This window comes from Streptomyces sp. NPDC050147, from assembly GCF_040660195.1.
In the GTDB taxonomy this organism is placed as follows: domain Bacteria; phylum Actinomycetota; class Actinomycetes; order Streptomycetales; family Streptomycetaceae; genus Streptomyces.
Genome location: NZ_JBFALJ010000014.1, coordinates 55614 through 81070 on the forward strand (window position 1 = coordinate 55614; position 25457 = coordinate 81070).

The 25457-nt window shown below is 69.1% G+C and carries 25 protein-coding genes, 1 pseudogene and 1 riboswitch; of the genes and pseudogenes, 12 read left to right on the top strand and 14 right to left on the bottom strand.

The window, feature by feature from the left end; all coding sequences use genetic code 11:
• Nucleotides 1-57 precede the first annotated feature (57 nt).
• On the bottom strand, nucleotides 58-1038 hold the full coding sequence (locus AB0I94_RS22035) for an SDR family oxidoreductase (protein ID WP_363311285.1): 981 nt from the start codon (nucleotides 1036-1038) through the stop codon (nucleotides 58-60).
• Nucleotides 1039-1313: 275 nt separating this feature from the next.
• On the opposite strand from AB0I94_RS22035, the gene AB0I94_RS22040 reads away from it, so the two are divergent.
• A complete protein-coding gene (locus tag AB0I94_RS22040; RefSeq protein ID WP_363311286.1) occupies nucleotides 1314-1580 on the top strand; it encodes a WhiB family transcriptional regulator in 267 nt (88 codons plus the stop codon).
• A gap of 199 nt (nucleotides 1581-1779) precedes the next feature.
• On the opposite strand, the gene AB0I94_RS22045 is transcribed toward AB0I94_RS22040, so the two are convergent.
• Nucleotides 1780-2826, bottom strand: a complete 1047-nt coding sequence (locus tag AB0I94_RS22045) for an MASE1 domain-containing protein (RefSeq protein WP_363311287.1) — start codon at nucleotides 2824-2826, stop codon at nucleotides 1780-1782.
• 116 nt (nucleotides 2827-2942) lie between these two features.
• On the bottom strand, nucleotides 2943-3767 hold the full coding sequence (locus AB0I94_RS22050; RefSeq protein WP_363311288.1) for a PP2C family protein-serine/threonine phosphatase: 825 nt from the start codon (nucleotides 3765-3767) through the stop codon (nucleotides 2943-2945).
• A 390-nt stretch (nucleotides 3768-4157) separates the two neighbouring features.
• Between AB0I94_RS22050 and rph the strand changes: the two genes are divergently transcribed.
• Nucleotides 4158-6812, top strand: a complete 2655-nt coding sequence (gene rph / locus AB0I94_RS22055; protein WP_363311289.1) for a rifamycin-inactivating phosphotransferase — start codon at nucleotides 4158-4160, stop codon at nucleotides 6810-6812.
• Between the two features lie 112 nt (nucleotides 6813-6924).
• Here the strand turns inward: rph and AB0I94_RS22060 are convergent, their stop codons facing one another.
• Nucleotides 6925-8169: an MFS transporter gene (locus tag AB0I94_RS22060; protein ID WP_363311290.1), complete on the bottom strand. Its 1245-nt coding sequence runs from the start codon at nucleotides 8167-8169 to the stop codon at nucleotides 6925-6927.
• Between the two features lie 72 nt (nucleotides 8170-8241).
• Between AB0I94_RS22060 and AB0I94_RS22065 the strand changes: the two genes are divergently transcribed.
• Nucleotides 8242-9084 (top strand): LysR family transcriptional regulator, encoded by an 843-nt coding sequence (locus tag AB0I94_RS22065; protein WP_363311291.1) that lies wholly within the window; start codon nucleotides 8242-8244, stop codon nucleotides 9082-9084.
• Between the two features lie 66 nt (nucleotides 9085-9150).
• Here AB0I94_RS22065 and AB0I94_RS22070 read toward each other — a convergent pair whose 3' ends face one another.
• Complete coding sequence (locus AB0I94_RS22070; protein WP_363311292.1) at nucleotides 9151-10050, bottom strand: NAD-dependent protein deacetylase; 900 nt, start codon at nucleotides 10048-10050, stop codon at nucleotides 9151-9153.
• A 36-nt stretch (nucleotides 10051-10086) separates the two neighbouring features.
• Here AB0I94_RS22070 and AB0I94_RS22075 point away from each other — a divergent pair.
• A pseudogene (locus tag AB0I94_RS22075) lies at nucleotides 10087-10263 on the top strand (carboxymuconolactone decarboxylase family protein); the annotation flags it as partial.
• A gap of 17 nt (nucleotides 10264-10280) precedes the next feature.
• Here AB0I94_RS22075 and AB0I94_RS22080 read toward each other — a convergent pair.
• Together AB0I94_RS22080 and AB0I94_RS22085 are read right to left on the bottom strand one after the other, a co-directional pair.
• Entirely contained in the window at nucleotides 10281-11246 is a 966-nt protein-coding gene (locus tag AB0I94_RS22080) for an ADP-ribosylation family protein (protein WP_363311293.1), read from the bottom strand.
• A gap of 108 nt (nucleotides 11247-11354) precedes the next feature.
• Nucleotides 11355-11951 (bottom strand): TetR family transcriptional regulator, encoded by a 597-nt coding sequence (locus tag AB0I94_RS22085; protein WP_363311294.1) that lies wholly within the window; start codon nucleotides 11949-11951, stop codon nucleotides 11355-11357.
• A 38-nt stretch (nucleotides 11952-11989) separates the two neighbouring features.
• Here AB0I94_RS22085 and AB0I94_RS22090 point away from each other — a divergent pair, with 38 nt between their 5' ends.
• Both AB0I94_RS22090 and AB0I94_RS22095 read left to right on the top strand, forming a co-directional pair.
• The gene (locus AB0I94_RS22090) at nucleotides 11990-12382 is read left to right on the top strand and encodes a nuclear transport factor 2 family protein (protein WP_363311295.1); all 393 of its coding nucleotides are present in this window, start codon (nucleotides 11990-11992) and stop codon (nucleotides 12380-12382) included.
• On the top strand, nucleotides 12379-13014 hold the full coding sequence (locus AB0I94_RS22095) for a DUF1772 domain-containing protein (protein WP_363311296.1): 636 nt from the start codon (nucleotides 12379-12381) through the stop codon (nucleotides 13012-13014). The genes AB0I94_RS22090 and AB0I94_RS22095 overlap by 4 nt, the downstream gene beginning before the upstream one ends.
• A 67-nt stretch (nucleotides 13015-13081) precedes the next feature.
• Here AB0I94_RS22095 and AB0I94_RS22100 read toward each other — a convergent pair whose 3' ends face one another.
• The 3 genes from AB0I94_RS22100 to AB0I94_RS22110 form a co-directional block, all read right to left on the bottom strand.
• On the bottom strand, nucleotides 13082-14185 hold the full coding sequence (locus AB0I94_RS22100; RefSeq protein ID WP_363311297.1) for an endonuclease/exonuclease/phosphatase family protein: 1104 nt from the start codon (nucleotides 14183-14185) through the stop codon (nucleotides 13082-13084).
• Nucleotides 14182-14835 (bottom strand): M15 family metallopeptidase, encoded by a 654-nt coding sequence (locus tag AB0I94_RS22105; RefSeq protein ID WP_363311298.1) that lies wholly within the window; start codon nucleotides 14833-14835, stop codon nucleotides 14182-14184. Before AB0I94_RS22105 ends, AB0I94_RS22100 begins: the two co-directional genes overlap by 4 nt.
• A 234-nt stretch (nucleotides 14836-15069) precedes the next feature.
• Nucleotides 15070-15423 carry a peptidoglycan-binding protein gene (locus tag AB0I94_RS22110; protein ID WP_363311299.1) on the bottom strand — a complete coding sequence of 118 codons (354 nt, stop codon included), beginning with the start codon at nucleotides 15421-15423 and terminating at the stop codon, nucleotides 15070-15072.
• 255 nt (nucleotides 15424-15678) lie between these two features.
• On the opposite strand from AB0I94_RS22110, the gene AB0I94_RS22115 reads away from it, so the two are divergent.
• The 6 genes from AB0I94_RS22115 (at nucleotide 15679) to AB0I94_RS22140 (ending at nucleotide 21660) form a co-directional block, all read left to right on the top strand.
• The gene (locus AB0I94_RS22115; RefSeq protein WP_363311300.1) at nucleotides 15679-16032 is read left to right on the top strand and encodes a hypothetical protein; all 354 of its coding nucleotides are present in this window, start codon (nucleotides 15679-15681) and stop codon (nucleotides 16030-16032) included.
• Between the two features lie 779 nt (nucleotides 16033-16811).
• A riboswitch (cyclic di-AMP (ydaO/yuaA leader) is annotated at nucleotides 16812-16968 on the top strand.
• A 3-nt stretch (nucleotides 16969-16971) separates the two neighbouring features.
• Nucleotides 16972-17730: a LysM peptidoglycan-binding domain-containing protein gene (locus tag AB0I94_RS22120; protein ID WP_363311301.1), complete on the top strand. Its 759-nt coding sequence runs from the start codon at nucleotides 16972-16974 to the stop codon at nucleotides 17728-17730.
• A gap of 164 nt (nucleotides 17731-17894) precedes the next feature.
• The gene (locus tag AB0I94_RS22125) at nucleotides 17895-18992 is read left to right on the top strand and encodes a hypothetical protein (protein ID WP_363311302.1); all 1098 of its coding nucleotides are present in this window, start codon (nucleotides 17895-17897) and stop codon (nucleotides 18990-18992) included.
• 2 nt (nucleotides 18993-18994) lie between these two features.
• Nucleotides 18995-20104: a hypothetical protein gene (locus AB0I94_RS22130; protein ID WP_363311303.1), complete on the top strand. Its 1110-nt coding sequence runs from the start codon at nucleotides 18995-18997 to the stop codon at nucleotides 20102-20104.
• Nucleotides 20105-20244: 140 nt separating this feature from the next.
• On the top strand, nucleotides 20245-20793 hold the full coding sequence (locus tag AB0I94_RS22135; protein WP_363311304.1) for a GNAT family N-acetyltransferase: 549 nt from the start codon (nucleotides 20245-20247) through the stop codon (nucleotides 20791-20793).
• Nucleotides 20794-21093: 300 nt separating this feature from the next.
• Nucleotides 21094-21660, top strand: coding sequence for a L,D-transpeptidase family protein (locus AB0I94_RS22140; RefSeq protein ID WP_363311305.1), 567 nt, complete (start codon nucleotides 21094-21096; stop codon nucleotides 21658-21660).
• Between the two features lie 285 nt (nucleotides 21661-21945).
• Here AB0I94_RS22140 and AB0I94_RS22145 read toward each other — a convergent pair whose 3' ends face one another.
• The 4 genes from AB0I94_RS22145 to AB0I94_RS22160 form a co-directional block, all read right to left on the bottom strand.
• Nucleotides 21946-22806: an endonuclease/exonuclease/phosphatase family protein gene (locus AB0I94_RS22145; RefSeq protein WP_363311306.1), complete on the bottom strand. Its 861-nt coding sequence runs from the start codon at nucleotides 22804-22806 to the stop codon at nucleotides 21946-21948.
• 15 nt (nucleotides 22807-22821) lie between these two features.
• Nucleotides 22822-23781 carry a TIGR03557 family F420-dependent LLM class oxidoreductase gene (locus tag AB0I94_RS22150; protein ID WP_363311307.1) on the bottom strand — a complete coding sequence of 320 codons (960 nt, stop codon included), beginning with the start codon at nucleotides 23779-23781 and terminating at the stop codon, nucleotides 22822-22824.
• A 55-nt stretch (nucleotides 23782-23836) separates the two neighbouring features.
• Nucleotides 23837-25021 (bottom strand): zinc-dependent alcohol dehydrogenase, encoded by a 1185-nt coding sequence (locus AB0I94_RS22155; protein ID WP_363311308.1) that lies wholly within the window; start codon nucleotides 25019-25021, stop codon nucleotides 23837-23839.
• A 159-nt stretch (nucleotides 25022-25180) separates the two neighbouring features.
• Nucleotides 25181-25456 carry a gas vesicle protein K gene (locus AB0I94_RS22160; RefSeq protein ID WP_363311309.1) on the bottom strand — a complete coding sequence of 92 codons (276 nt, stop codon included), beginning with the start codon at nucleotides 25454-25456 and terminating at the stop codon, nucleotides 25181-25183.
• Between the last annotated feature and the right edge of the window lies 1 nt (nucleotide 25457).

The window sequence follows — 25457 nt, forward strand, 5'->3', positions numbered from 1 at the left end:
GGCTGCCGCGCGCCGCCGCTCGCCGGGACAGGCCCTGACGCGGCCCGGCCGCAAGGGTCAGGTCTTCCGCTGGTTGTAAGCGTCGGAGGCCCGCTCGTTCAGGGCGCTCCCCCACGTCTGGAAGCGGCCGCTGACCGCTCCCTTCGGCGGCTCGACCTCGGCGCCGCGACGCAGGCTCGGGCGACCGGGGGGCGCCTGCGGCAGCAGGCGCGCCACCAGGCCGTTGAGGCGCGTCGTCGCGGCGGGGGCCACGCCGTGGGCCAAGTCGGCCGCACGGGCCAGAGGCGTCAGGACCAGCCGTGTGCGGCGCCGTACGACGGCCTTGACGATGCGTTCGGCAGCGCGTTGCGCGTTCATCGAGACCAGCGGCGCTCCCGCCACCGTGGAAAACCAGCCGAACTCCTTGCTGCGCGCGCCGCCGAACTCGGCCTGGAGATGCGACCCGGTCCGCATCAGTCCCGGATATACCGCGGTGACGCTGACCCCGCTCGCGGCGAGTTCGGCGTGCAGACCTTCCGCGAAAACGCCCGCGGCCGCTTTCGCGCCGGCGTACGGCAGAAGGTGAGGCACGCCCATGAGCCCGCCCACCGAGGAGATGACGCCCAACCGTCCTCCCCGCTCGCTCTCCTTGAGATACGGAAGCGCTTCGAGGCAGGTGTGCACGGCCCCCATGTACATCGTGTCCATGGCGTCCTTGAACTCCTTGGCCCCGATGGCTGCCAGCGGTGCCACTTGGATGATGCCGGCGTTGGCGATGACGATGTCGGGTCCGCCGCAGGTGTCGTGAGCGGCCCGGAACATGGCGTGCACCGCCTCCTGGTCGCGCACGTCGCAGACCGAGGTGTGAACGGCGACGCCGGGTCGGCGGTGCAGCAGCTTCTTCTGGGCGACCGCGAGCTCGTCGGCGTCACGGGCCGCGAGGATCACTGTGCAGCCGCGGGCGGCCAGTTGGTCGGCCATGAGCAGACCGAGGCCCCGCGACCCTCCGGTGACGAGCGCGGTCTGTCCTGCCAAGGACTCTTCTGTGGTCTGTGCCATGAGCGCTCGGCGCTCCTTTCCTCAGATACCGCGGCACCGCGGCAGCGGCACCACGCGGTCCGCCCGTGAACGGTCGTCGACGCCGAGCGTCGAGTTCCCCGCTCGGGACGCTTCGACCCCTGTGGCGTCAGGACTTCGTTCCGGCGCGCGGGATGTTGCCCGTGTGCCCTCCTGTTTCACCCGGTGTGTACCGGGAACCCGCGCTGTGGTTCAGCGTGAACACGGCACAACCGATCTGGCGGCGCGGCTTGAATCCAGCGCCGCAAGGAGGCGTCATGGAGCTGTGGTGGCGGCAAGCCGCCTGTGCTGATGAAGATCCCGAGTTGTTCTTTCCGGTCGGCACCTCAGGCCCCGCCGAGGAGGACCTGCTCGCCGCGAAGCGGGTGTGCCATCGCTGCCCGGTCATCGACCGGTGCCGGAACTGGGCACTGGAGACGGGGCAGGCCTCGGGCGTATGGGGCGGCATGGGAGAGGACGAACGGTCGCGGCGGCGACGCAGGGCGACGAGGACCGCAGCCCGCAAGAGCCCGGCCAGAACCTGACCCCTTCGTCCTTCACCCCTTCACCGTGTCGGACCGGCCTGGTAAGCCAAGACAGCTCCTCCTTCCGGCGAACTTCCGGCGAGCCCGCTCACGAATGCGGGGCCCTGGACTCTCAACGTAGGCCGATCACGTAGGCGTCGCCTGTTCAGCGGCGGCACCCGGCCGCCGAAACCCACACCTGGGCCGGGATCGCGCCGCTTTACACGTCCGTGTCCCAGCGGCTGTCGAGTGCCAGCTCCGTCCCGTCGTCGGGATGGAGAGCGGCGATGTGTCCGGGGGGCAGTTCGGGCGGAGTCTCCCCCGCGGCCAGGTGCTCCAGGACTTCGGCGAGTTCCTCACAGGCACTCTGCACCGACCGTCGAGTGGCACGCTGTTCGGCGACCATGGCGGACAACAGGAGCGCCGTCAGCGCGGTGGCGCCGTTGAACGCCTGAAGTTTAGTCATGATCTCGATGGCCGACAGGTCGAGAAAGGCGCCCTGCCGCCTGTTCGCCTCGAAGGTGGTCAACACGGACGCGAACAGCGCGCACAGCATGCTCCCGGCCAATTGGAAGCGCAACGCCACCCAGATGAGCAGCGGGAAGACGAGGAAAAGCAGGCTCAGTTCACCGACCACGGCCAAAGGCAGGACGATCAGGGCCGTGAGGGTCAGGAACAGCATCTCCTTCCATCGCCTCAGCCGCAGCGGCCCAGTGGCTCCCACCAGCACGAGCAGAAGCGGAGTGACGAGCAGGACACCCATCGCATCGCCCACCCACCAGGCCAGCCATACGGACCAGAACTCCCCCGTCGCCAGTCCACCGGTCACCACCTGCAGACCGACCCCCGTAGTGGCACTGATCAGCATGGCGCCGAGCCCACCGAGGAAGACCAGGGCGAGGCCGTCGCGCAGCCGTGAGATGCCGAGCCGGAAACCGACCCGGCGCAGCATCAGGTAGGCGCAGAGCGGGCCGACGGTGCTGCCCGCCACGGTGACGAACGTGGTGAGCTGCGGGGTGGTGAGGGACGTGATGATGAGGAAGGACCCCACGGCGATCCCGGGCCAGACCGACACGCCGTAGACGAGCAGTGCGGCAACGGCGAAGCCGGTGGGCGGCCAGATGGGTGTGACGATCACTCCCTCGACGGTGAGGCGCCCGAGCAGGCCCATACGCCCGGCCACGTAGTAGCAGGCGGCCACGGCCAGTGTCTTGAGGACCACCTCCAGGGACAGCCGGAACCGCCGAGTCACCAACACAGCAGCCATCAGACACCGAGCGGACCACTTCGGCCATGCGAAGGCCCCTGTCCGTGTCCCGTCGCGTCCCGTCGCGTTGCGTCCCGTCGCGTCGTGTCCCTTCACGGCGCGTCGGGTGGGCGCCGCTACAGCGCGCCGCCGTCGTGGCCCACGACGAGGACGGCGGCATCGTCCTCATGCCCCACCGTGTCCGCCAGCCGCATCACACCCCCTACGAGAGCGTTGATGCCCAGCCCGGCAGCGGTAGTGATCTCGGCGAGCCGCATCACCCGCCGCAGGCCTTCGTCGAGACTCAGTGACGGCCCCTCCACCACCCCGTCGGTCAGCAGCACGACGACGCCGTCCGTGGTGAGCCGGTGGCACACCACGGGGTACTCGGCGCCTTCGAGCACGCCGAGCGGAGGCCCGCATTCCCCCTCGTCGACACCGGACCGGCCGTCGGCCGTGGCCCAGATGTGAGGAATGTGGCCGGCCCGAGCGCACTCCAGGACGCCGGTAGCCGGGTCGAGCCGGAGAAAAGTGCACGTCGCGAAGAGGTCCGCGCCCAAGGAGATGAGGAGGTCGTTGGTGCGCGTGAGCAGTTCCCCCGGGTCACCCGTGACGGAGGCCAGCGCGCGCAGGCCCACACGGACCTGCCCCATGAACGCCGCGGCCTTGATGTTGTGTCCCTGTACGTCTCCGATGGACAGCCCGATACGGCCGTCGGGCATGGTGAAGGCGTCGTACCAGTCGCCTCCGACGTTGAGCCCGTGATTGGCGGGCATGTAGCCCACAGCGAGCCGGACGCCCGGAGGCTCCGGAAGATCGTGCGGCAGCATGCCGCGCTGCAGGGCCACTGCCAGCTCGACCCGGGAGCGCTGCATCTCCGCGAGCTCCCGTGCCCGGGCAGTCAGAGCCCCGAGCCTGGCAAGCAGCTCGTCGCCGTCGTCGGCCGCCTGCGTACGGAACATCGATCGCCCCGGTTCCGCGAGAGCACCTCGCGTCAGTTCAGCTGTCCTTCGCCACGTGCACCACTGGCACAACCTCGCCCACAACTCTGCCCGGAGATGACGGCGGGCGCACCCTGTCGCGCCTCCCCCGGCAATCCGAGCCGGTCACGGGAACGGCAAACAACAAAGGCAAGGAGAGAACTCTCCTTGCCTCTGTCAACTTATAACCCAGTAGGGGGCTTGCCACAAGACCCGGGTCAGGGCGCAGAATCGGCCGCCGACGCCACCACCAGCGCACATGAGGGCCTGACGTGCGTGTGGCGAGACAAGAAGTTCCATGGAGTTGGAGGCGCCCGTGATTCGATCGGCCGCCCCAGTACAACGCAGCACGGCTGCCCCGGAGGTATCGCAGTGACTGAGCAGTACGTGTTGGATTTCCAAGAGGTGGACGAGACGCAGGTCGCGCTCGTCGGCGGCAAGGGCGCGCACTTGGGCGGGCTGTCGCGGATCGAAGGCATCCGCGTGCCGCGTGGCTTCTGCGTGACGACGGACGCCTTCCGGCGGATCATGGCGGAAGCGCCGTGGATCGACGAGGGGCTCGATCAGCTCTCGCGCGTGAGCCCGGACGACCGGGAGGCGATCCGCACGCTCAGCGCGCGGATTCGTAGAACCATCGAGGAGATCGCGATCCCGGCCGATCTGGCGGCGGCGATCTCCCGCGCGCTCGAACGGTGTGGCGAGCATGCCGCCTACGCCGTCCGCTCCAGCGCGACGGCGGAGGACCTTCCCACGGCCTCCTTCGCCGGCCAGCAGGACACGTACCTGAACGTCGTGGGCCCGAAGGCGATCCTCCAGCACGTCAGCCGGTGCATGGCCTCGCTGTTCACCGAGCGGGCCGTGATCTACCGCCGACGCAACGGCATCGACCACCGCACGGTCCACATGGCCGTGGCCGTGCAGCAGATGGTCTTCCCCCACGCGGCCGGCATCCTGTTCACGGCCGACCCCGTCACGGGCAACCGCTCGGTCGCCACCGTCGACGCGGGCTTCGGCCTCGGCGAAGCGCTGGTCTCCGGCCTGGTGAACCCCGATGTCTTCAAGGTGCGCCACGGCGAAGTCGTCGCGAAGACCATCGCCGCCAAACAGCGTGCCGTGCGGGCTCTGCCGACCGGCGGCACTCAGGAAGTGACGGTCGATTCGCGGCGGCAGGGGCAGCCGACGCTGACGGACGGCCAGGTCCTGAAACTCGTGGAGCTCGGGCGGCGGATCGAAGCGCACTTCGGCTGCCCTCAGGACATCGAATGGTGCCTGTCCAATGACCCTGGCAGTGACGGTGGCGATGGCAATGGCGATGGCGATGGCGATGGCGATGGGAGCTTCCACATCGTTCAGAGCCGACCGATCACCACTCTCTTTCCCGTCCCCGAGGCCGGTGACCAGGACAATCACGTCTACGTCTCCGTCGGCCATCAGCAGATGATGACCGACCCCATGAAGCCCCTGGGGTTCTCCATGTGGCAGCTGACGGCCCTGGTACCGATGCACGAGGCAGGCGGAAGGCTGTTCGTCGACGTCGCCCCGCGCCTGGCCTCGCCCGCGAGCCGCGCCCCCCTCCTGGACCTCATGGGGAAAGGCGATCCGCTGGTCAGGGACGCGCTGGAAACCCTCATCAACCGCGACGATTCCATCCCGTCGCTCCCGGACGCGGGACTTGGCGGGCCGTCGGCCGGCGCTGCGTCCGCAGCCCCGGTCGAGACCGATCCGGCCGTCGTCACCGAGCTGATCGCGCGTAGCCGGGAGTCCGTCGTCGCGCTGGAGCGCGGCATCCGGACGAAGACCGGACCGGCTCTGTTCGACTTCCTGCTGGAGGCCTTCGAGGAGCACAAACGAGTCCTCAGTGACCCCTTGAGCATGCAGGCGATCATGGCGGGGATGGAGGCCACGTGGTGGCTCAACGACAAGTTGCAGGAGTGGCTCGGCGAGAAGAACGCGGCTGACACCCTCACGCTGTCCGCCCCCGACAACATCACGTCGGAGATGGGACTGGCGCTGCTCGACGTCGCGGACGTGATCCGCCCGCACCCACAGGTGGTGGCCTTCCTGCAAGGAGTCGAGGACGAGGACTTCCTGGACGAGCTGGCGAAGCTCGCGGGCGGGACCGAAGCGCGCGACGCCATTCAGGCCTACCTCGACCGGTACGGCATGCGCTGCGTCGGCGAGATCGACATCACGAGGCCACGTTGGAGCGAGCGCCCCACCACACTCGTGCCCGTGATCCTCGACAACGTCAGGAACTTCGAACCGGGCGCCGCCGAAAGGCGCTTCGAGCAGGGGCGGCAGAAGGCGCGGAAGAAGGAACAGGAAGTGCTGTCACGCTTGCGGGACCTGCCGGACGGGGACCGGAAGGCCGACGAGGCCAAGGGGATGATCGACCGGGTCAGAACCTTCATCGGGTACCGGGAGTACCCGAAGTACGACATCATCCGCCGCTACTTCGTCTACAAGCAGGCCCTGCTCGAGGAGGCAGGACGCCTGGTGGAAGCGGGCGTGCTTCCTGACAAGGAAGACATCTTCTACCTCACGTTCCAGGAACTCCACGAGGTCGTGCGCTCGAACCAGGTGGATGACCGGCTCATCCAGCAACGTAAGGACGCGTTCCGGTCGTACCACGCACTCACGCCGCCCCGGGTGCTCACATCGGACGGCGAGGCCCTCACCGGGTCCTACCGGCGCGACGACGCACCGACCGGGGCGCTGGTCGGGCTGCCGGTCTCCACCGGGACCGTCGAGGGACGCGCCCGCGTCATCCTCGACATGGCGGATGCCGATCTCGAAGCGGGCGACATCCTGGTCACGGCTTTCACGGACCCGAGCTGGTCACCGCTGTTCGTCGGCATCGCGGGCCTGGTGACGGAGGTGGGCGGCCTGATGACGCACGGCGCCGTGATCGCCCGCGAGTACGGCTTGCCGGCCGTCGTGGGCGTGGAGCGAGCCACCCGCCTGATCCAGGACGGGCAGCGCATCCGCGTACACGGAACCGATGGGTACGTCGAGATCCTGCCTTGACCGACCCCACCGGACAGACCGGCCCAAAACCGAACCGAGCGACCCCACCGAACTCACCGAGCCGAGCGAACCGAGCGAACCGACGAGGGCGGTGCACCGCTCCTGCCGTACGTCATACGGCAGGCCGGTTGCCGCTCTCGTCCGGATCGAGGTCCGGTGTACCGGCGAGGCCGAGTCCGCTGACCACAGGCCGCGTCCGGGCGCGTGAGCAGCGGGACAGCACGTATCCGGCCAGTGCGGCGGCGACGCCGGCCAGCCCGGCCGCCACGAAGCCGCCGCCCGGCACGGAGACGTCGATCGCCACCCCGACGATCGGGGTTCCGAGCGCGAAACCCGAGCTCAGCGCCGAGGATTGCAGGCCCGTCGCCTCACCACGTACGCCGGCGGGCGCGAGTCGGATCACCGCGTCGGCCACCGTGGAAAGCGTCGGCGCGACGAGCAGGCCCGCGCCGGCAACGGCCACGCACAACCAGGGCCAATCATGGGCAAGCCCGGCGGGAATGGTCGTCAGACCGAGCAGACCGAGCAGCAGCCAGGTCGGCAGTGACCGGGACAGCGCGCCGTACACCAGACCGCCGACGACAGAGGCCACGCCGTACGTTGCCACGACCACGGCGGCCCAGGACACCTGGCCGGCCTCTTCGAGGGTGGCGACGATGGCCAGGTCGGTGCCGCTGAGCAGCATCGTGGTGCCGAACGCCATCATCAGCATGGCGATCATCCCCGGGCCCAGCCATTCCCGGCGACGCGGACGCCCGACCGGGTCGGCATCCGCCTCGTCCTTGGTGCGCAGCGGCGGGTCGAGAAGGGCGATTCCCGCTCCCCCGACCACGATCGCGGCGCCCACTCCCCATGCCATCGTCTCGGGGGACATCTTCGCCGCGCAGAGGATCACGATCGGCGGGCCCACTATGTACGACAGTTCGCCCTGCACCGCTTCCAGCGCGAACGCGGCGCGCCGCTGTTCAGGCGTCGTCATCACGGCGATCGCCTGCCTGGTCACCGGCTGCGCCGGCACCATCAGGAGACCCGCCACGAAGGCGGCGCCCAGCAGAATCCCGTACGGCAGGGTCGGCAGGCTCAACCAGAACACGACCTGCACCGCGACAGTTGCCAGCAGCACCGCACGCAGGCCCCGCCGGTCGATCATGCGGCCGAGCAGCGGGCCGCCCAGTGCCAGCCCAGCGGTCAGCGCCGCAGCGACGCCTCCGGCTGCCGCGTAGCTCATGTCCAGACCCAGTACGACGTACATCGTCAGCGCCATCACGTCAGCCGTGATGGCGGCACGCGCGAGCAGCGAGACGCCCAGCAGCGATGCCATCCCTGGCACGGCGAGTATCTGGCGGTATCCGGTCACCTGCGTGACGTTAGATTCTTCGCCACGGCATAGGAAGTGGTTGATTTGCTGGAGCCGCCATAATGAATTTTTATGGCCCCGGACCTTGAGACCGCGTTGCTGCGCACGTTCGTGACCGTCGTGCGGGCGGGCAGCATCAGCCGTGCCGCGTCCGCGCTGGGAAGGACCCAACCCGGGCTCAGCCAGCAGGTTCGCAAACTGGAGAGCGCTGTCGGCCGCCCGCTGCTTCACCGGTCGCCGTCCGGCGTCTCGCTGACCCGGGCGGGCGAGGAACTCCTGCCGTACGCCGAACGCATCCTCTCGCTCAGCGCGCAGGCACTGACCGAGACCGGGCGCGCGCTGACCGGTCGCTGCGGTGTCGGGCTGCTCGAAGACCTCGCCGCGGCCCAGCTTCCGCAAGCTCTCGCCGACCTCGCTCGACTGCACCCCGGCGCGACGCTGGAGGTGCTGAGCTGTTCCAGCCCCGAAATGCGGGAGGCCTACGACGCGGGCAACGTGCAACTCGTGCTCGACGAAGTACCGGTGCTTCCCGCGGTGCCGCGCTGGACGGTACGCCGCCCGCTGGTCTGGGCGATCGGCCAGGGCGTGGACGTGACCGCCGATCCGCTGCCGGTGGTGCTGTTCTCGGGTACGTGCACCTGGCGTACGTCAGTGCTGGAGACCCTGGAACGTGCCGGTCTGCGTTGGCGGGTGGCGTTCGAAAGCAACAGCCTGGTCGGCGTGCTCGCCGCGGTGCGGGCCGGGCTAGGCGTGGCGGCACTCATGCCCACGAATCTCGAACCGGGCATGGTCGGCCACGACACGAACGTCCTGCCCACACTGCCGGACGTCGAACTCGGCCTCGCACGGCACCCGCGGACCGAAGGCGATCCGCTGATCGATGCCGTGGAGACGGCGCTGCGACGCACGATCTGAGAAGCACCGTGCCCTTGTGTCTCCCGCCGCCTGAGCGCGCCACCACATGGATCTGGTGCATCGTCCTCAGGCACACACATCTGCCACCAGGGCCGCCAGCGCCTCCCCGAGCGGTAGCTCGACTCGTTGGGTCGCCCAGCGGTCGCCTCGGGTCGGGCCCTGGTTCACGATCAGGACCGGCGTGCCCGACTGCGCGGCCTGGCGCACGAAACGCAGTCCGGACATGACGGTGAGGGAGGAGCCGAGCACGAGCAGGACGGCGGCCTCATCGACCAGGCGACGGCAGGCCGCGACGCGCTCCGGGGGAACGTTCTCACCGAAGAAGACGACGTCCGGCTTGAGCACCCCATGGCCGCACGCCGCACACGCCGCCACCCGGAATTCGCGGACCGCCTCGTCCGGCAGTTCCACGTCGCCGTCCGGATTGACGCGCGCGGCGCGGTAGCGCTCGGCGGCGGCCTCGAACCCCGGGTTGGCTTCCCTCAGCCGGTGATCGAGCTCCGCGCGGGTGCTGCCTCGCCCACAGGTCAGGCAGACCACCCGGCTCAGGCTCCCGTGCAGCTCGATGACGTCCGGGGCACCCGCCAACTGCTGCAGCCCGTCGACGTTCTGTGTGATCACGCCGGTGACGAAGCCCGCTTCGGCCAGCGCGGTCACGGCTCGATGACCGGCATTGGGGCGGGCCCGCGTCATCGCCCGCCACCCCAGCTGACTGCGCGCCCAGTAACGCCGGCGAGCCTGCTCGGTGCCGACGAACTCCTGATACGTCATGGGAGTGTGCCGGCGCAGGGAACCGTGCCGTCCGCGGTAGTCCGGGATACCTGACTCGGTGGACAGCCCCGCACCGCTCAGCACCACGGCTCCGCCGGCGCGCACCGCTTGGACGACCGCGGTGAGGTCACTCGATGCCGGCAGCAGACCTCCACCAGGTTCCGGCTCCCAGGTCAACGTGGGTCGCATCCGCATGCCTGCCAGCTTACGTTCCTGGCGCCCGAGCGCCGCGATCAGGAGCGGGCGGCGCTCGAACTGACCGAGGCCGCCTCCCGCCTCCAGGACGGCGCGCCGGGCGTGACCGACGAGATCTGGGACGCCGCCGCGGAACACTTCAGCCAGGAGCAACTGGGCGCGATCACCCTGAAGGTCGCGATGACCAACTTCTTCAACCGCATCAACCGTACGACCGGGAACAGGCCGGGTCACCCTTCCAGTACGTCCACGTTCGTCAGTGAGCGGTGCCTGTGGTGCGCCCCGGCGATGGCCGTCAGCGCGGGACGGTCCAGCGTGCGATAGGCGAGCAGGAGGAGTTCGTTCGCGAGGGCCTCGCGGTCCGGGTCGCCCGCCGACGCCCAGTGCAGGTCGCGGCCCAGGAGCAGGGCTTCTGTGGGGTCGCCCTGCGCACAGCGGCGGCGGGCGTCCTCCACGTTCGCCCGCAGGGCGGTGACATCGTCGAACAGGGCGTACATGTAGGTCGCGAACTTGTACTCGTCGGCGCCTCGGTGACCGGGGCGGTCCAGGGTGGACGCGCCCGGAGCGAGCCCGCCCGCGCCGTCCAGCGTGGTGATCCGGTCGGGATCCACGGGCCCGGCGGCCCTGTCGTACCTCGTGGAATAGGCCAGGCCCACTTCAGGCCGGTCCCCGGTCTCCAGGGCGGTCAAAGCGTCCCGCAGCAGGGCCAGTTGTTCGCGCCGCGCGGGCACGCCTTCCTCCTGTACGTCGTCCTCAAGGTCGCGCCACACGCGTTCGAGGACGGCGCGTACCGCCTCCAGGGGCGTACTTGCGGTGGTGTCGATTCCACCGCCGTCGTTGTTGTAGTAGGAGGCCACCGTGTTGCAGGTACGGCCGTCGTCGAACCACAGGCCGAAGTGCAGACCGTCGGAGCCGCCGTGCATGAAGGTGAGGAATTCGGGCGGGTCCCTGTAGTAGCGGCCGTGCACTCGTACGTCGATGCCCTCGGCCGGCAGCCGGCCAGGGTCGGCGAACAGATCCATGATGCCGCACGGGCTGACGCCCAGGTCTCCCAGGGCGCGCTCTTCGACCGGGCCGAGTGACCCGAGGAACGACCAGAACCGGAAGATCGACTCAGGCAGTTCGAGCCCCCAGTCCCGCAAGAAGCGCTCTTCGATGGCGGTTCTTCCTGCTGGGTTCTGCGCGTTGACGCTCATCGATAGGCCCCCAGGGTGTGGCGTTCCAAAGTGTGGCGTTCGTACGCCGACTCATGACGACGAAGGGCGAGGCTATCGAAACTGCGCGAACGGAGCCCGCTGGTGCTCTCACGCTCTGGCGTCGTGTGCGCCGTACAGACGCAGCACCGAGGTCCGGAACTGATCCGCCGCGGCCTGCGCGTCGAGGCGGCCGATACGGATTTGGTGGTCCGCGGCATGACCAAGGGCGATCGTTGCGGCGATCAGCCAACCGGTCTCCAGGTCGGTCGTGAACTCGCCGCTGTCACGGCCACGGCAGATCAGGGCCTCCAGGCGCTGCTCAACGGGCAGGTGACGTGCCGCGTCCCCATCCCCATCCCCGCCCCCGTCGGGATACGCGCGACCGGACGCCGTCTGTTCCGCCAGGAGTGTTCCGGTCGCGTCGAGGAATCGGCCGAGGGCTTCGGTGGCGGTGCCCGACTCGGTGTCGGCGGCATCGAGCACGGCGACCGCCCGACGGCTCAACTCGTCGCGCACCGCGGCGAGTAGCACGTCGCGGGTGCCGAAGTGCGCGTACGCGGTCTGGCGCGCCACGCCTGCCGCGGACGCGATGTCGGCCATGGTCGCATCTGGGCGCTCGGAGAGCGTCCGAATCGCTGCCGAGACCAGGGCGGCACGGTTGCGTCCGACCTCGGCCCGCTGACGACGACGTCTTATCTCTGACACGGTTGACAAGGATAACAGCCGGCTCAAGGATGACACGCATGTCAGAGATAACCGCAGCGGCCGCGCGCCGCCTTCTGGTCGACTACACCCGCGACATGGCCCTCTCCGACGAGGAACCGGAACGGATCGTGGACAAGACCCTGACCGACGATGTGGTCTGGGTGACCGACGGCAACGAGCTCACTCGCGCCCAGCTGATCGCGCACGCGCGCCCGGCCCGCAAGAACGTCACCGCCTGCGAGACGCGCATTGACGATCTCCTCGTCGACGGCAACCGGTTCGCCGCGCGCTGCCTCCTCAGTACCGATCACCGCGGACTCGGCCACCTGCAGATCGAGCTGCTGCTGATCGGCGAAGTCGCCGAGGACGGACGGGTCAGGCGCATCGACCAGTTGGGCCGCACCCTGGGCCATGCGAACGGCAGCCGGTGAAGTCGCCGTCGACTCCGGACCCGGCGTTCGACACGCAGGACGGCGAACCGCCCTCGTCGTCCCTCGGGCCGGCCTCACGCACCAGCGCGACCAGGACGGAGACCGGGGCGGTGATGCGCAAGCGGGTCCGGCTCCTCCTGGGCCTCGCCCTGATGTCCACCGGCACCCTCGCCGGCGCGTTCGGCTACGGAGCGGCCAACCTCGTCCCCACGTTCAACTCGGTCCCGCTCGACATGAGGTTGTCCTTCCACGCCCAGTTGATGCAGATGAACGGCATCACCATGCAGGGCGCCATGGGTACGTCGGCCATCAGCGCCCTGGCGCTCGCCATCATGACGCGCGGCACCTCACGGCGGCTGGCCGCAGGAGCCGGACTCCTCGCTGTCGCGTCCTTCCTCATCACCCGTCTCGGCAACGTCCCCATCAACGGCCGCATCAAACAGTGGGCGGCCACCTCCGCGCCCGCCGATCACGCCGAGATCCTGGCTCGCTGGGAGGCGTTCAACTACGCACGCACGGGCGCCGCATTCCTTGCCTTCGCACTACTGATCCTCCTCTGCCTGCGCCGAAGCGGTGGGAGAACGGCAGCCATGCGGCACCCCATGCATGGGTCCGGCACCGATGGGCACTAGGCGAGGGCTGGAAGGGGAGGACCGTCACGCCTGGGGAGGTCGCAAGGGCCTTCCCTTCCACCCGACTTCACCAGCTGATCCCGGCCGCCACCGGCAGATGGTCACTGCCCGTGGCCGGCAGCACCCACGAACTCGCCGGCTCCACGCCCCTGACCAGGATCTGGTCGATCCGCGCCACTGGAAAGGACGCCGGCCAGCTGAAGCCGAGGCCCTCGCCGGCCGCGTCCTGGGCCGAGCGCAGCCGCGCGGTGACACCGGCCAGCGCGCGGTCGTCAGTCGTGCCGTTCAGGTCGCCGAGCAGCAGCATCCGCTCGTTCTGCTCGGCGGCGACGGCCTCGGCGAGCGCCTTCGCGCCACGGTCCCGGCTCTCCGTCCAGAAGCCGTCCCTGGGAGTCACGCGCACGGACCCCAGGTGGGCCACATAGACCGCCAGGGGCCCCTGGTCCGTGGCCACCGTGGTACGCAGCGCCCGGTCGTAGGTCATCTTGACGGCGGCCGGCTTGGTGTCCGCCAGCGGCCCGTAGTCCATCTTGACGTCGACCGGCCGGGTGCCGGACAACGGCAGCTTGCTCCACACCCCGACCGTCCCCTTCACCACGTGGTACGGATACGCCTTCGCCAAGACCTTCTCGTACGACGGCTTCGCCTGCTCTGTGATCTCCTCCAGGGCCAGTACGTCCGCATCGGAGGCGGCCAGGGCTCGGGCGGTGCCGGCCGGATCCGAGTTGTCGGCGCCGACGTTGTGGCTGACCACGGTGAGGTCGCCGCCGGAACGGGACTTGTCGATGAGCAGCCCACCGAAGAGGTTCAGCCACACCAAGACCGGCACCAGCAGCGCCACCACCGCGCAGGCGGACCGACGCCACAGCGCCCCGGCCAGCAGCACCGGCACGAACAGGCCGAACCACGGCAGGAAGGTCTCCACCAGACTGCCGAGGCCCCCGTAGTCCGTGATCTGCGCGTGCAGCGACAGGAACAGACCCAGCAGCAGGGCCGATCCCGCGAGCACCTTGCCGCGCTTCCATGGCCCCGGCCGGGAGGCGATGCCGGCCGCCCGGCGGATGCGTGCGCGCCAAGCGCCGGAGGGGGTGTGGCCCTCGGCGTCCCGCTGCCCGGTCTGCTCCCTCGCGTCGACCTGCACCATGGTCTGTCCTCGCTCACTTACGGTCACTGCTGCATCCTGGGGTCTTGAGTCGGGTTGGCATACATGCGCGGACAGCCGTGATCGATCGCTTCGGGGCGGAGTTCGTAGTGCCACGGTTCGTTCTTGTAGATCTGGCACAGCCCGTGCTCGGCACCGTGTTCGGCCAGCCACTCCGTGGCGTCGGAGTGGCCAAGGTCGGCCGCATTCCCTGACACGTGGGGGGACGTCTCCGCGGTGGCCACCCATCGGGCAGCCGCGTCTTTGGACCCGTACTCGGAGATCGCCTCACGAAGAAGCTGGTTCTGGTAGTCCGGGGAGCGCCAGCCGCTGTTGACGTAGACCTCTACTCCGTCCTCGGCCGCATCCGTTGCTGCTCGGCGGAGAGCCTTGAGCAGACCTGGGTCGAGGCCGTCCACGGCCGGAATCGCGTCATCGAAGACCGTCACTCCGTCGGGAACGACGCCGTCATCCTCACCGAGCGCATCACTGTGCTCGCCACCAAGAGAACTCAGGGGTGAGGCGGCCGAGGAGTGCGAGGGCTTCAGTAATCGCCCGCCGAGGGCCGCGGTGGTCGCCGCTATGACGACTGCCAGGCCCAGCAGACCGATCAGGCCGACGGCAAGGCGTCGGCGAAACCGCCGGGGCGTTGTTCGTGCTGATGACCGGGTTCGATTCATGCCGCCAGTCAAGGCAGCGCGGTGTTGCCGGCACGTATGCGGTTTTCGATACGCCGACGATAAGCACCCTCTCGTAGCGTCGGGAGCATGCGCGTGCCGCTTGTGGAGGACGAGCGGCTGGGAAACCTCGCCGGACGGACGGCGGGGCGGACTCTGATCGGAGCCCGCCCCGCGGCTGTCGAAGTTCTCTACGACATCAGCAGTGTCCGTCCGCCTCGAACATGACGAGTCCGGTCAGCGGCCGGTGCAGGGCTCGCACAGGAGTCCCTGGGCGAAGCGTTCGAAGGCCGCCTTGGTTCCTGCTCCGGGGATTCCGTCGATCGCGCCGTTGTAATTCCAGCTGTCGTGGCTGAGCTTGCGCTGCAACGCCTTGATGGTGCCGCTTCCGACGACTCCGTCGATGGCTCCGTTGTAGCCGTGCGCCCTGAGGTGGCGCTGGAACGCCTTCCAGCTACCGGTGCCCAGGTAGCCGTCGATGGATCCCCTGTAGCCGTGGAACGCAGCCAACCACTCCTGAACGGCCCTGGCCTGCCTGCGATCGAGACCGAGGTTGACCACCGCCTGCGTGGTGGCGCCTGACGTACTCACCGTTGCCGCCCTCGGCGCCTCCGCCGGAGTCGCCGCGAACCCGTTTCCCGTTGCCGCAAGGCTGGCGCCTACCACGCCGGCAACCAGAGCAAGACGGACGAGTGGTCTGGCCGACAGTTTCATGTACATATGCAACTCCCCGTTGACGCATCGCATGCGGCCCGAGCACGACTTTCGTGGCGTGTGACGAGCCCTTCTCTTCATCGGCAGACGGTAGGAAAGATATGGGGCCGTTGGCATGAGTATGGGTACTCAATGGGTAACCCCGGTCTCTGCCAACAGGCGTGTGACAGAGGCGAGTTCGGCGGCGCCGTCGAACTGCTCCACCTCGGCCTGCCCGGCCGGTTCGGCCGCCGCGCGCAGACGCTGCTCACCCCGGACCCGGCCTCCGACCTCAATCGACTGCACCGCAGATGGAACGGTCTGCCAGCCCGCCGCACCAACGGGCGAACACGTCGGCCGCGCTCGTCGACGCCCAAAGACGGCAGCGCCGCACAGCTGCACCTGACGGCAGTCGGCCGGCCATTTCGCCGCCCGCGCCCGGCACAACTGAGCCGTCGTCACGTACGACAGCCTGCCCTGGTCGTCCGCGCGTACGTCGTGAAGTGAACTCCGGCGGTATGCGCCGCCTCGCTACCTCCCTGGTTGCAACCAGAGGCCCCCCTGGCTGACGCCCGCTAAGCCCGGCCCGCCGTAGGTTCCATCAATGCGGCGCGCTCCAGAGGGCGCCGCAACGGCAGCTTCTGGGGAAAGTTCTACGACCACAAGATCGACGGGAAGTACGTCCTGCTCCAGGCCAAGTGGAAGGGGCAGGCCTGGACGACCATTCGTACCGCCGCGAATGACGAAGGCTTCAAGGGCAATTACAGCAAGCTCAACGGATCGAATCGGGCCTCAGGATGCGGCTCCCTCACAAGGAGCCGCATCCAGGGTTCGCCAACTGGGCCACGGATTCAGGGCCGTTGTGGGAATTGCCGCCCAAGTCCCCACACGAGAACCGCCTCCCACCGTCACACACAAGGCCACCATGACCAGCAAACCACTTAGACAACATAGGCCATATGCCCCTTTTGACGCACAAAGAACGCCCTCGCGTTATGTCCGAATTGAGGATTAAGGCCACTTCTGCACCCAGTTGGGATTGCGCTTCAGTGGAATGAGTCACACCCGACTGCGCGACCGCTCAAGAGCCGCTCGGCGCATTTTCGTTTCACGCAAAGAAAGTTGAGGCTATTTGATCAATGGGGCCAAGGGATTTCGATCACTAGAATCGCCCCCGCGCATTCCCCCCATCGAATTCCGCCCTTGTTCTGTCCGGGCTTTCTCGCCTAACCTCACCGTCAATCCGGATGGAACGCCGAATCCTGCCGCTGTCCGGAAACCCTTCCCGTACTCACTCACTTACGCACGGCAGGAGCGGGGGAACCAGGTAAGCCGCCGTTCCGGACTCCGGAACGGCTCGGGGTGAAGTCACATTCGCAGTGTGACCGGACATCTCCCGTCCGAACCCGACAGCTCACCTCGTAGGCGACGGAGAGGAAATTCGTCATGCCTGCAAAGGGAAAGCACCGCCGTCCCAAGTCCAGCTCGTTCCGCCGGGGCATCGCCGCGGCGGGCACGGGCGGCGCCGTGCTCGTCCTCCCGGTGATCGGCGCGACCTCGGCCGGCGCCGCGCAGCCCGCGGCGGCCGCCAAGCCCGCCGCCCCCAAGACCTACGTCATCGCCGAGGGCGACTCGCTCTCCAAGATCGCCCGAGAGCACTCCGTCAGCGGCGGCTGGAAGAAGCTGTACGAGGACAACCGCAGCGTGCTGGGTGACAACCCGAGACTGATCCACCCCGGTCTCAAGCTCACCATCGGGCAGAAGGCCCCGGCCAAGCCCGCGGAGGATGCGACCGCCTCCAAGGCGTCCGACGAGCGCGCGGACCGCTCCAAGCGCACGAACACCGCCGCCGAGCCCGCCGCCGCACCGGCGAAGAAGACGTACACCAACAACCTCGACGGCTGGATCAAGGAGTCGCTCGACGTCATGGCCCAGCACGGCATCCCCGGCACCTACGAGGGCATCCACCGCAACGTGATGCGCGAGTCCTCCGGCAACCCGCTGGCCATCAACAACTGGGACGTCAACGCCGCCGCAGGGACCCCGTCCAAGGGGCTCCTGCAGGTCATCGCCCCCACCTTCGACGCCTACCACGTGCCCGGCACCTCGCTGGACAGCTACGACCCGGTCGCCAACATCACCGCCGCCTGCAACTACGCGGCCGACCGGTACGGCTCGATCGACAACGTGAACGGCCCCTACTAGGAGCCCCCTCTCGACCGCCCCGAGCCCCGGCACGCACTGCGTCCGGGGCTCAGGCGCGAGCCTGTCCGGGGCTCAGGCGCGGGCCGTAGATTGGCATGCACCCGTCTATTCACAGACGGGTGCATGCCAATAAGGTGAGCGACCTTCGCGTTCTGGGAGGTCTCATGAACGGTCTCCGTGCGGTCATCATCGGTCTTGTCGTCGCGTGTGCAGCAGCCGTGTCGCCCGTCACGGCCGGGTCGCCGGCCGCGGCCGTGCCGCCTGCCGATGCCGGTACGCCGAGCGTGACGCCAAGGTGGTCGGCGCTGCCGGTGCCCGCGGCTGCCCCTCCGGTGACCGTGTCCGATCTCGCCGCCCGCGGGGCGGGCGACGCCTGGGCGACCGGGTACGAGCACACCGCCGACTGGGTGCGGCCGATGCTCTACCGGTGGGACGGCGCGGCGTGGAGCCGGGACACCACCTTCCCCGGCGCCGATGAGTCGGGCTGGCTCGGCAAGGTGCGGTTCGTCGGCAAGGAGGCGTGGATCTTCCACAACCGCGCCGGGACGGGAGAGATCCTGCGCCGGTCGGCGGGAGGGTGGATCACCGTCCCGCTGCCGCAGACCCTGTGGACCTATCAGGACTTCGCCGCGGTACCGGGCGCCGCGTGGGTGGTCGGTGAGGACGACACCGGGCCGAAGGTGTTGCACTACGACGGTTCCGACTGGACCACACAGCCCACCCCGGACGGTGTTCTGTACGTGATGGGCATCACCGCGCGTTCGGCCACCGACGCCTGGGCCTGGGCGGACACCACCAGCGGGACCACCGTCCTGCGCTGGGACGGCACGGCATGGCGGGACGCGAAGGTGTCGCTGCCGCCGAACAGCAACGTACACACGATGCTGCTCGAACCGTCCGGCCGGGTCACGATCGGCGGCAGCCAGTACACCGACGGCGGGACGCGCACCTACCTCATGAGCTGGAACGGCCACACCTGGCGCACCACCTACCCGCCGCTGGGCAATATCCACATCGAGGCGATGGTGCGCGGCGCGGACGGCGCGCTGTGGCTGCCGGTGCGCAGCGACCGCGCGTTCCAGTCGAAGTACGCGCGGGTGAACGGCTCCCGCATCACCTTCTCCTACGGCCCTGAGCGCACGAACGCGATCGACGTGAAACCGCGTGCACTGGCGAAGACCGGGTCCACGCTGCTGTCCTTCGGGACCGTGGAGATCTACGGCTCGAAGCCGAACCTGATGAGCGAGCGGCTGGGAGGCTGACCATGGTGCGCCGACTTCTCGTCGCGGTCCTCGCCGTCGCGATGACCGCCGTCACCGTCATGAGCTCGGCCGCGTCGGAATCCCCTGCCTGGCAACACGTCCCGGTTCCGGCACAGGTACGCCCCCAGGCCGGGCTGAACGAGGCCGTGGCGTTCGGGCCGGACCGGGCGTGGGCGGTGGGTTCCGACGCCGTCGGTCGCGAGGCGCCGGGCTTCCCGCTGATGCTGCGCTGGGACGGAACCGCGTGGCAGCGCCAGAGCCTGCCCAAGGCCGACTGGCAGGGAGACCTGCTGTCCATCGCCGCGACCTCGGCGACGGCGGTCTGGGCGGTCGGCCGCGACTCGGCGGGCGGCGCCCGCCTGCTCCGCTACGACGGCACCGCCTGGCGCGAGACCCGGCCGCCGCGCGGTGTCCTGCTGACCAAGGTCGTCACCGGCGGCGGCGAGACCTGGCTGATCGGTTCGCGCGACGGCGCCCAGGTACTGCTGCGGCGGGACGGGAGCGGCTGGCAGGACATGCCGGTGCCGCCGGGAGCCGTGTACGGGATGCACATCGTGGCGGCGGACGACATCTGGGCCGCGGGCTCCACCAACTCGGCTGCGGCCGTGTCGCATTGGAACGGGCAGGAGTGGCAGCAGACCATTGTGGACGGGTTCCCGCGGTCGGCCGTGGGCAGTGTGCTGGCGGTCTCGCCGACGGAGGTATGGGCGGGAGGCACCGCCGGGTTCATCGGCGGACCGGCGGGCAAGCCGATTCCGCCCCTGCTGGTCCGCTGGGACGGGAACGGGTGGAGCCGGGTGACCGTGCCCACCACCTTCGGCTCGATCACCTCGCTCGCGCCCGCCGCGTCCGGCAAGCTGGGCTGGGTCTCGGTGACCAACTCGCAGAAGTGGGGCCCGCCCGGCAGCTATCCGCCGTTGGTCCCGGGGCCGGACTTCCTGTCCTGGGACGGCCAGTCGTTCGCCGAGTACAGCGAACCGGCGGTGGCCGGGGAGGGCGACTCCCGGACGCTGCAACTGGCACCGGTACCGGGCACGTCGTCGGTGTGGTCGGTCGGCCGCGCCGCCGGCCCCGAGGGCACCTTCGCTCCACGCACCCAACGCTTCGGCTGAGCCTACGGGCCGGGCCCCGTCCGAGGTGGACGGAGCCCGGCTCGCGTGGAGAACGTATGCGGTGAGTCCCGGTCAGGGAGCGTTCCGGAAGTGGATCACTCAAGTGATCCAGTCCTCAGAACAGGTTTTAGCATGGGCACATGTCCCCTACGCCGTCGCGGGTGGAACTGTGGCCGCTCACTCTCGCCGACCAGGACGAGTTCTGCTCGCTCGTGCGGGCAAGCACCGAGCTCCATGCGCCGTGGATGCAACTGCCCACGACCTCAGGCGAGTTCCAGGACTGGATGCGCCGCTTCAGCGACGGCACCAGCCTGGGTTTTCTGATCCGCGTTCAGGAGACCGGTGCGGCTGCCGGGATGGTGAACATCAACTCCATCATCCGGGGCCGCTACCAGGGCGCGTCCCTCGGCTACGCGGCCTTCGTCCCGTCCGCAGGGCGGGGTTACATGACCGAAGGGCTCACCGTCGCCCTGCGACACGCCTTCAACGACCTGCGGCTCCACCGGCTGGAAGCGAACATTCAGCCGGCCAACAAGGCGTCTTCGGCCTTGGTTCAGCGCCTGGGCTTCCGTTACGAGGGCCTGTCCCCCGCCTATCTCTACATCGACGGGGCCTGGCGCGACCACGAACGGTGGTCGATCACCACGCCCCTGCCCTGGACGCCGGATCCTTCCCTCCCCCGGGTCTGACCGACAGTTCCACGGACGTCCACTCCCGGCCCGGGGAACAACGCCGACGCCACCACCAGGCCGACACGCTCTCGGCTTCCGAGCGAAATAGTGGAATTGGCCGATAATGCGAGGGTGCTCAAAACCACGCTGCCCCGACTGCTTCTCCCCTTGCTCGTCTGCGCGGTTTCTGTCAGCGGATGCGGCGACGTAAGAGCTCCGGCCGACAGCCGGTCGGGCAATCACGCGCCGCCGCACAACGCCTACAACAAAATCCCGCCCCCGCAGCGAGCCACCGCGATCCCCCAACTCGGGCCAAAGATGCAAAAGGCCGTGGACCGGCAGGGCGCCAGACAGGTCGTCCTCGTATCGGGGGACGCGCCCGACTCCAGCTACTCAACGGTCCACTTGTTCGAACGCGACGCCATGGGCGGATGGCGCAGGGTCTTCGAGCCCTGGCCCGCCCGCAACGGCCAACGCGGCTGGACCGCTCACCACACCGAGAACGACCTGAGTACTCCGGTAGGGGTGTTCGGCCTGAGTGACGCCGGGGGTCTCCTGCCCGACCCAGGGACCAAGCTGCCTTACGACCAGTCCCCCGTGTACGACCAGGACGGCGTCGGCTTCTTGGGCCAGTCCCTCAGAGGTGCCCTCGACCACGTGGTGGCCATCAACTACAACCGGGAGCCCGGCTCCCCGCCCAAAGACCCCGCACGACCACTGGGGCCCGAACGCGGCGGCGGCATTTTCATCCACATCGCACACGGTGGGCCGACACAGGCATGCGTGGCACTGCCGCGCAAGGAGATGACCGAACTCCTGAAGTGGCTCGACCCCAGGATGAAGCCTGTGATCGCCATGGGTGACGTCGAGTCAGTCGCTCGTTGAAGCCACGTCCGCTCCGCGCTCGGCCGACCGCCCGGGTCGGCCGCGCTCGCCGCGCCGCAACGTAGAGCCCCCGCGGCCGGCAACCGGAACCCGTGTGCGGGGGTGATCCTCACGCGGTTCGAGCAGGACGCTCTGATCGAATGGACCATCTCCGCCAGATACAGCCTCCCAACCGGCACCTCTACGGCTACCGGCTCAAGGCCGACGAGGGCGGCACACTGGTGACCTCGCACTACGACTGGAGCGAGATCGAGGAGCGGTACCGAGAAGCGGGCATCTTCCCGGTCATCCCCGAGGCAGGTCCGCGCGCGCCCACGCGCCCGGCTCCCGTTCGGCCGGTGCGTAGTCGGTCAGCACGCCGTAGTGGTCACTCGCCTGCACGCCCGCCACGGGCCGGTCGAGGAACAGCTCGCAGGCGGCCACACGCAGGGTCGGTCCGTGGAGACCGCAGCGTGCCATGACGTGATCGATGCGTCGCCCCGGCTCCAGCGGCATGTCGCCCGCTCGTACCAGCGGGTTGCGCGGGCTGAAGGTGTGGCCCGGAAGCCCGGGGTGCGCCGCCTCCCACGCGTCCTGGTAACAGACGCTCACCCCGTCCAGAGACTGCAAGCCCCGCAGAAACCGCAGGCTCGCGGCCTCCGGCCCGGCATCGAGGTCACCCAGCAGGAGGGCGTGCCGCAGCCGCTGCGTCCCTTCGGCGAGCATCTCCTCGGCCAGCATCGCGGCTGCCCTCGCCTGCGCTTCCCGCTCGGCCTCGAAGCCGTAGGGCCAGCTGGGCTTGTGATGGACGAGGAGGACGCCGCCGAGCGGATCGTCGTAAGCCGCCTCGGCGGCGACGACACCGCACCAGGGTGTGCGAGCCGTCCGCTCGGACACCTGGAGGGCGTCGGTGCGGACGCGGCCGAGCGGGGCGCGGGCGGCGAGCAGCGCGCCGACGCCGTCCGGCGAGGTGTGCGGGTGCGGCAGCACGTTCCAGCCGTCCGCGGCAAGTCCCCGCGCGTCCTCCGCGACCACCTCCTGCAACGCCAGCACGTCCGGGTCGGCCGCGGCGACGGCGTCGGCCAGGACACGACGCCGTGCGGGGCCGTCCGCGTAACGAGGTTCGAGGATGTTCATCGTCAGCACGCGCAGGGCGGTCGTGGTCACTTCGGGCACCCGCCTTCAGGCCGCGCGCAGCCGTGGCAGCACCTCGCCGCGGTAGAAGTCGAAGAAGCCCTGCTGCTCGGGCCCGATCTGACCGACGTACACCTCGTCGAAACCGGCCTCGGTGTACGCGGAGACGGCGGACACATGCTCGTCCACGTCGTCTCCGCAGACCGCCTGCTCGGCGACGGTCTCCTCCGTGACGAGGGTCGAGGCCTGTTCGAAGTGGGCCGGGTCGGGCAGTACTTGGCCGAGCTCTCCCGGAAGGAACTGGCTCGGCCACTTGCGGTGCACCGTCTTGACGGCCTGCGCGCGGTCAGTGCCCCAGCAGACCTTGAGACCTCCGAGGACCGGTTTCTGACCGCCGCCCGCGCGGCGGAACCGACCGATCAGCTCCTCGTCCGGCGTCATCGTGACGAACCCGTCCCCGATGCGTCCGGCCAGGGCCGCGGCCTTCTGGCCGAACCCGGAGACGTAGATCGGCACGGGTTCGTCCGGGGTCGTGTAGAGGCGGGCGTTCTCCACGGTGTAGTGGCGGCCCCGGTGGGTGATCTGGTCGCCGGTCAGCAGGTCGCGGATGACCTGTACCGCTTCTTCGAGCATCTCCAGGCGTACGTCCACGGCCGGCCACGCATCGCCCAGGACGTGCTCGTTGAGCGCCTCCCCGCTGCCCACGCCGAACCGGAAGCGGCTGCCTGTGACCACCCCAGCTGTTGCGGCGGCCTGTGCGTTCAGCGCCGGGTGCATACGGACGGTGGGACAGGTCACGAACGTGGTGACGGGCAGTGAGGTCACCTGGGAAAGGGCGCCGATCACCGTCCAGACGAACGCGCTGTTTCCCTGTTCTCCGGTCCACGGGTGGAAGTGGTCGGAGATGGCCAGGCATTCGAAGCCCGCCTGTTCCGCGGCCCTGGCCTGGTCGAGCATTTCCGCCGGCGAGAACTCCTCGCTCGCCAGGAAGTATCCGTAGCGTGTCATCGCGTACTCCTCGAGTGCGCCGACCGGTGGTGTGGCGGCGCGGGACTGGACGGGATCAAGGCTTCAGGAGCGTCTTGATCATGCCGTCTTCCTTCGCCTGGAAGGTCGCGTACGCCTGGGGCGCGTCCTGCAGGGGCAGGTGGTGCGTGGCGAAGCCGTCGACGTCCAGGGGGTCGTCGTCGGTGAGATGGGGGCGGATGTCGTCGATCCAGCGCCAGACGTTGGCCTGCCCCATCCGCACCTGCAGCTGCTTGTCGAACATCTTCAGGAGCGGCATGGGGCTCGCGGCACCGCCGTAGACGCCGCTGATGGAGAGCGTGCCACCGCGGCGGACGATGTCGATGCCCGCGAACAGGGCGCTCATGCGGTCGACGCCCGTTTTCTGCATCATCGGTCGGGCCAGCTTGTCGGGCAGGAGACCGGTGGCCCACTGCGCGGCTTGCGCGACGGGCGCGCCGTGCGCTTCGAGGCCGACCGCGTCGATAACGGCGTCCGTGCCCCGGCCCTGGGTGAGATCGCGGACGGCGTCGCCCAGATCCTTCTCGTGCTCGCGCAGGTCCAGGACGGTCACGCCGTGGCGCCGGGCCCGTTCGAGGCGATCGTCGACCAGGTCGACGCCGATGACGAGTTCAGCGCCACGCAGGCGCGCGATGCGGGCGGCCATGTCGCCGATGGGCCCGAGGCCCAGCACGGTGACGCTGCCGCCCGCGGGAATGTCGGCGTACGCGACGGCCTGCCACGCGGTGGGCAGCACGTCGGAGAGGTAGACGAACCGGTCGTCGGGCGGCCCGTCGGGCACCTTGATGGGCAGCGTGTTCCCGAACGGGACCCGCAGCAACTCGGCCTGCCCGCCAGGGACTTGGCCGTAGAGCTTGGTGTACCCGAAGAGGGAGCCGCCGCTGCCCATGGAGGTGACCTGGGTCGTCTCGCACTGCGAGTGCAGCCCGCGGTCACACATCCAGCAGCTGCCGCAGGAGACGTTGAAGGGGATCACCACGCGGTCTCCGACCGCCACGCCCGTGACGTCGGGGCCGGTCTCGGCGACCACGCCCATCGTCTCGTGCCCGAGGATGTCACCCGGCTCGAGGAACGGTCCGAAGATCTCGTAGAGATGGAGGTCCGAACCGCAGATCCCCGTCGAGGTCACCTGGACGATGATGTCGTCGGGCTTCTCGATGCGAGGGTCGGGGACCTCCTCGACGCGAACATCGCGCTTGCCGTGCCATGTCAGTGCGCGCATTCTCACGCGCCTCCTAAGTTCGGTGGCGTACTGCTTCTGTCCATGGACCCCTTTATGGGCCCTTTACCAGGCTGGTCACACTGCTGTCCGTCCCGCCACAGGAAGCCGGTGCCCGGTGATCACCTCGGGTACCTGGGAATGGCCGAGTAATGCATGACGTCAGCCGTGGGGCAGCAGGGAGCCGAGCGGTCCCAGGTCGGGATCGAGGTCTTCGCGACGCAGTCCGTGCCACTCGCAGAGGTCGGTCACGCGTTCGTCGAGGAGCATGAGCGCGGTGCCGACTCTCTCCTCTTGTTGGTCGGTGAGGTCGCCCGCGTAGAACCGGCGCACGGCTCGGCGCTCCATGAGCCGGCGACGCAGTTCGGCGACGGTCAGGACGAGGGAGGCCAGGACGCGTTCGCCGACCGGCGGGGGGCGGCGGGCTGGCTGCGTCATG

Coding starts and splice junctions, on each gene's coding strand:
- AB0I94_RS22090 (WP_363311295.1), top strand. CDS start 11,990: ATGTCAGAGATAACCGCAGCGGCCGCGCGCCGCCTTCTGGTCGACTAC.
- AB0I94_RS22035 (WP_363311285.1), bottom strand. CDS start 1,038: ATGGCACAGACCACAGAAGAGTCCTTGGCAGGACAGACCGCGCTCGTC.
- AB0I94_RS22105 (WP_363311298.1), bottom strand. CDS start 14,835: ATGAATCGAACCCGGTCATCAGCACGAACAACGCCCCGGCGGTTTCGC.
- AB0I94_RS22050 (WP_363311288.1), bottom strand. CDS start 3,767: ATGTTCCGTACGCAGGCGGCCGACGACGGCGACGAGCTGCTTGCCAGG.
- AB0I94_RS22130 (WP_363311303.1), top strand. CDS start 18,995: ATGGTGCGCCGACTTCTCGTCGCGGTCCTCGCCGTCGCGATGACCGCC.
- AB0I94_RS22065 (WP_363311291.1), top strand. CDS start 8,242: ATGGCCCCGGACCTTGAGACCGCGTTGCTGCGCACGTTCGTGACCGTC.
- AB0I94_RS22080 (WP_363311293.1), bottom strand. CDS start 11,246: ATGAGCGTCAACGCGCAGAACCCAGCAGGAAGAACCGCCATCGAAGAG.
- AB0I94_RS22120 (WP_363311301.1), top strand. CDS start 16,972: ATGCCTGCAAAGGGAAAGCACCGCCGTCCCAAGTCCAGCTCGTTCCGC.
- AB0I94_RS22115 (WP_363311300.1), top strand. CDS start 15,679: ATGGGTAACCCCGGTCTCTGCCAACAGGCGTGTGACAGAGGCGAGTTC.
- AB0I94_RS22155 (WP_363311308.1), bottom strand. CDS start 25,021: ATGCGCGCACTGACATGGCACGGCAAGCGCGATGTTCGCGTCGAGGAG.
- AB0I94_RS22150 (WP_363311307.1), bottom strand. CDS start 23,781: ATGACACGCTACGGATACTTCCTGGCGAGCGAGGAGTTCTCGCCGGCG.
- AB0I94_RS22135 (WP_363311304.1), top strand. CDS start 20,245: ATGTCCCCTACGCCGTCGCGGGTGGAACTGTGGCCGCTCACTCTCGCC.
- AB0I94_RS22125 (WP_363311302.1), top strand. CDS start 17,895: ATGAACGGTCTCCGTGCGGTCATCATCGGTCTTGTCGTCGCGTGTGCA.
- AB0I94_RS22040 (WP_363311286.1), top strand. CDS start 1,314: ATGGAGCTGTGGTGGCGGCAAGCCGCCTGTGCTGATGAAGATCCCGAG.
- AB0I94_RS22160 (WP_363311309.1), bottom strand. CDS start 25,456: ATGACGCAGCCAGCCCGCCGCCCCCCGCCGGTCGGCGAACGCGTCCTG.
- AB0I94_RS22045 (WP_363311287.1), bottom strand. CDS start 2,826: ATGGCTGCTGTGTTGGTGACTCGGCGGTTCCGGCTGTCCCTGGAGGTG.
- AB0I94_RS22140 (WP_363311305.1), top strand. CDS start 21,094: ATGCAAAAGGCCGTGGACCGGCAGGGCGCCAGACAGGTCGTCCTCGTA.
- AB0I94_RS22070 (WP_363311292.1), bottom strand. CDS start 10,050: ATGCGGATGCGACCCACGTTGACCTGGGAGCCGGAACCTGGTGGAGGT.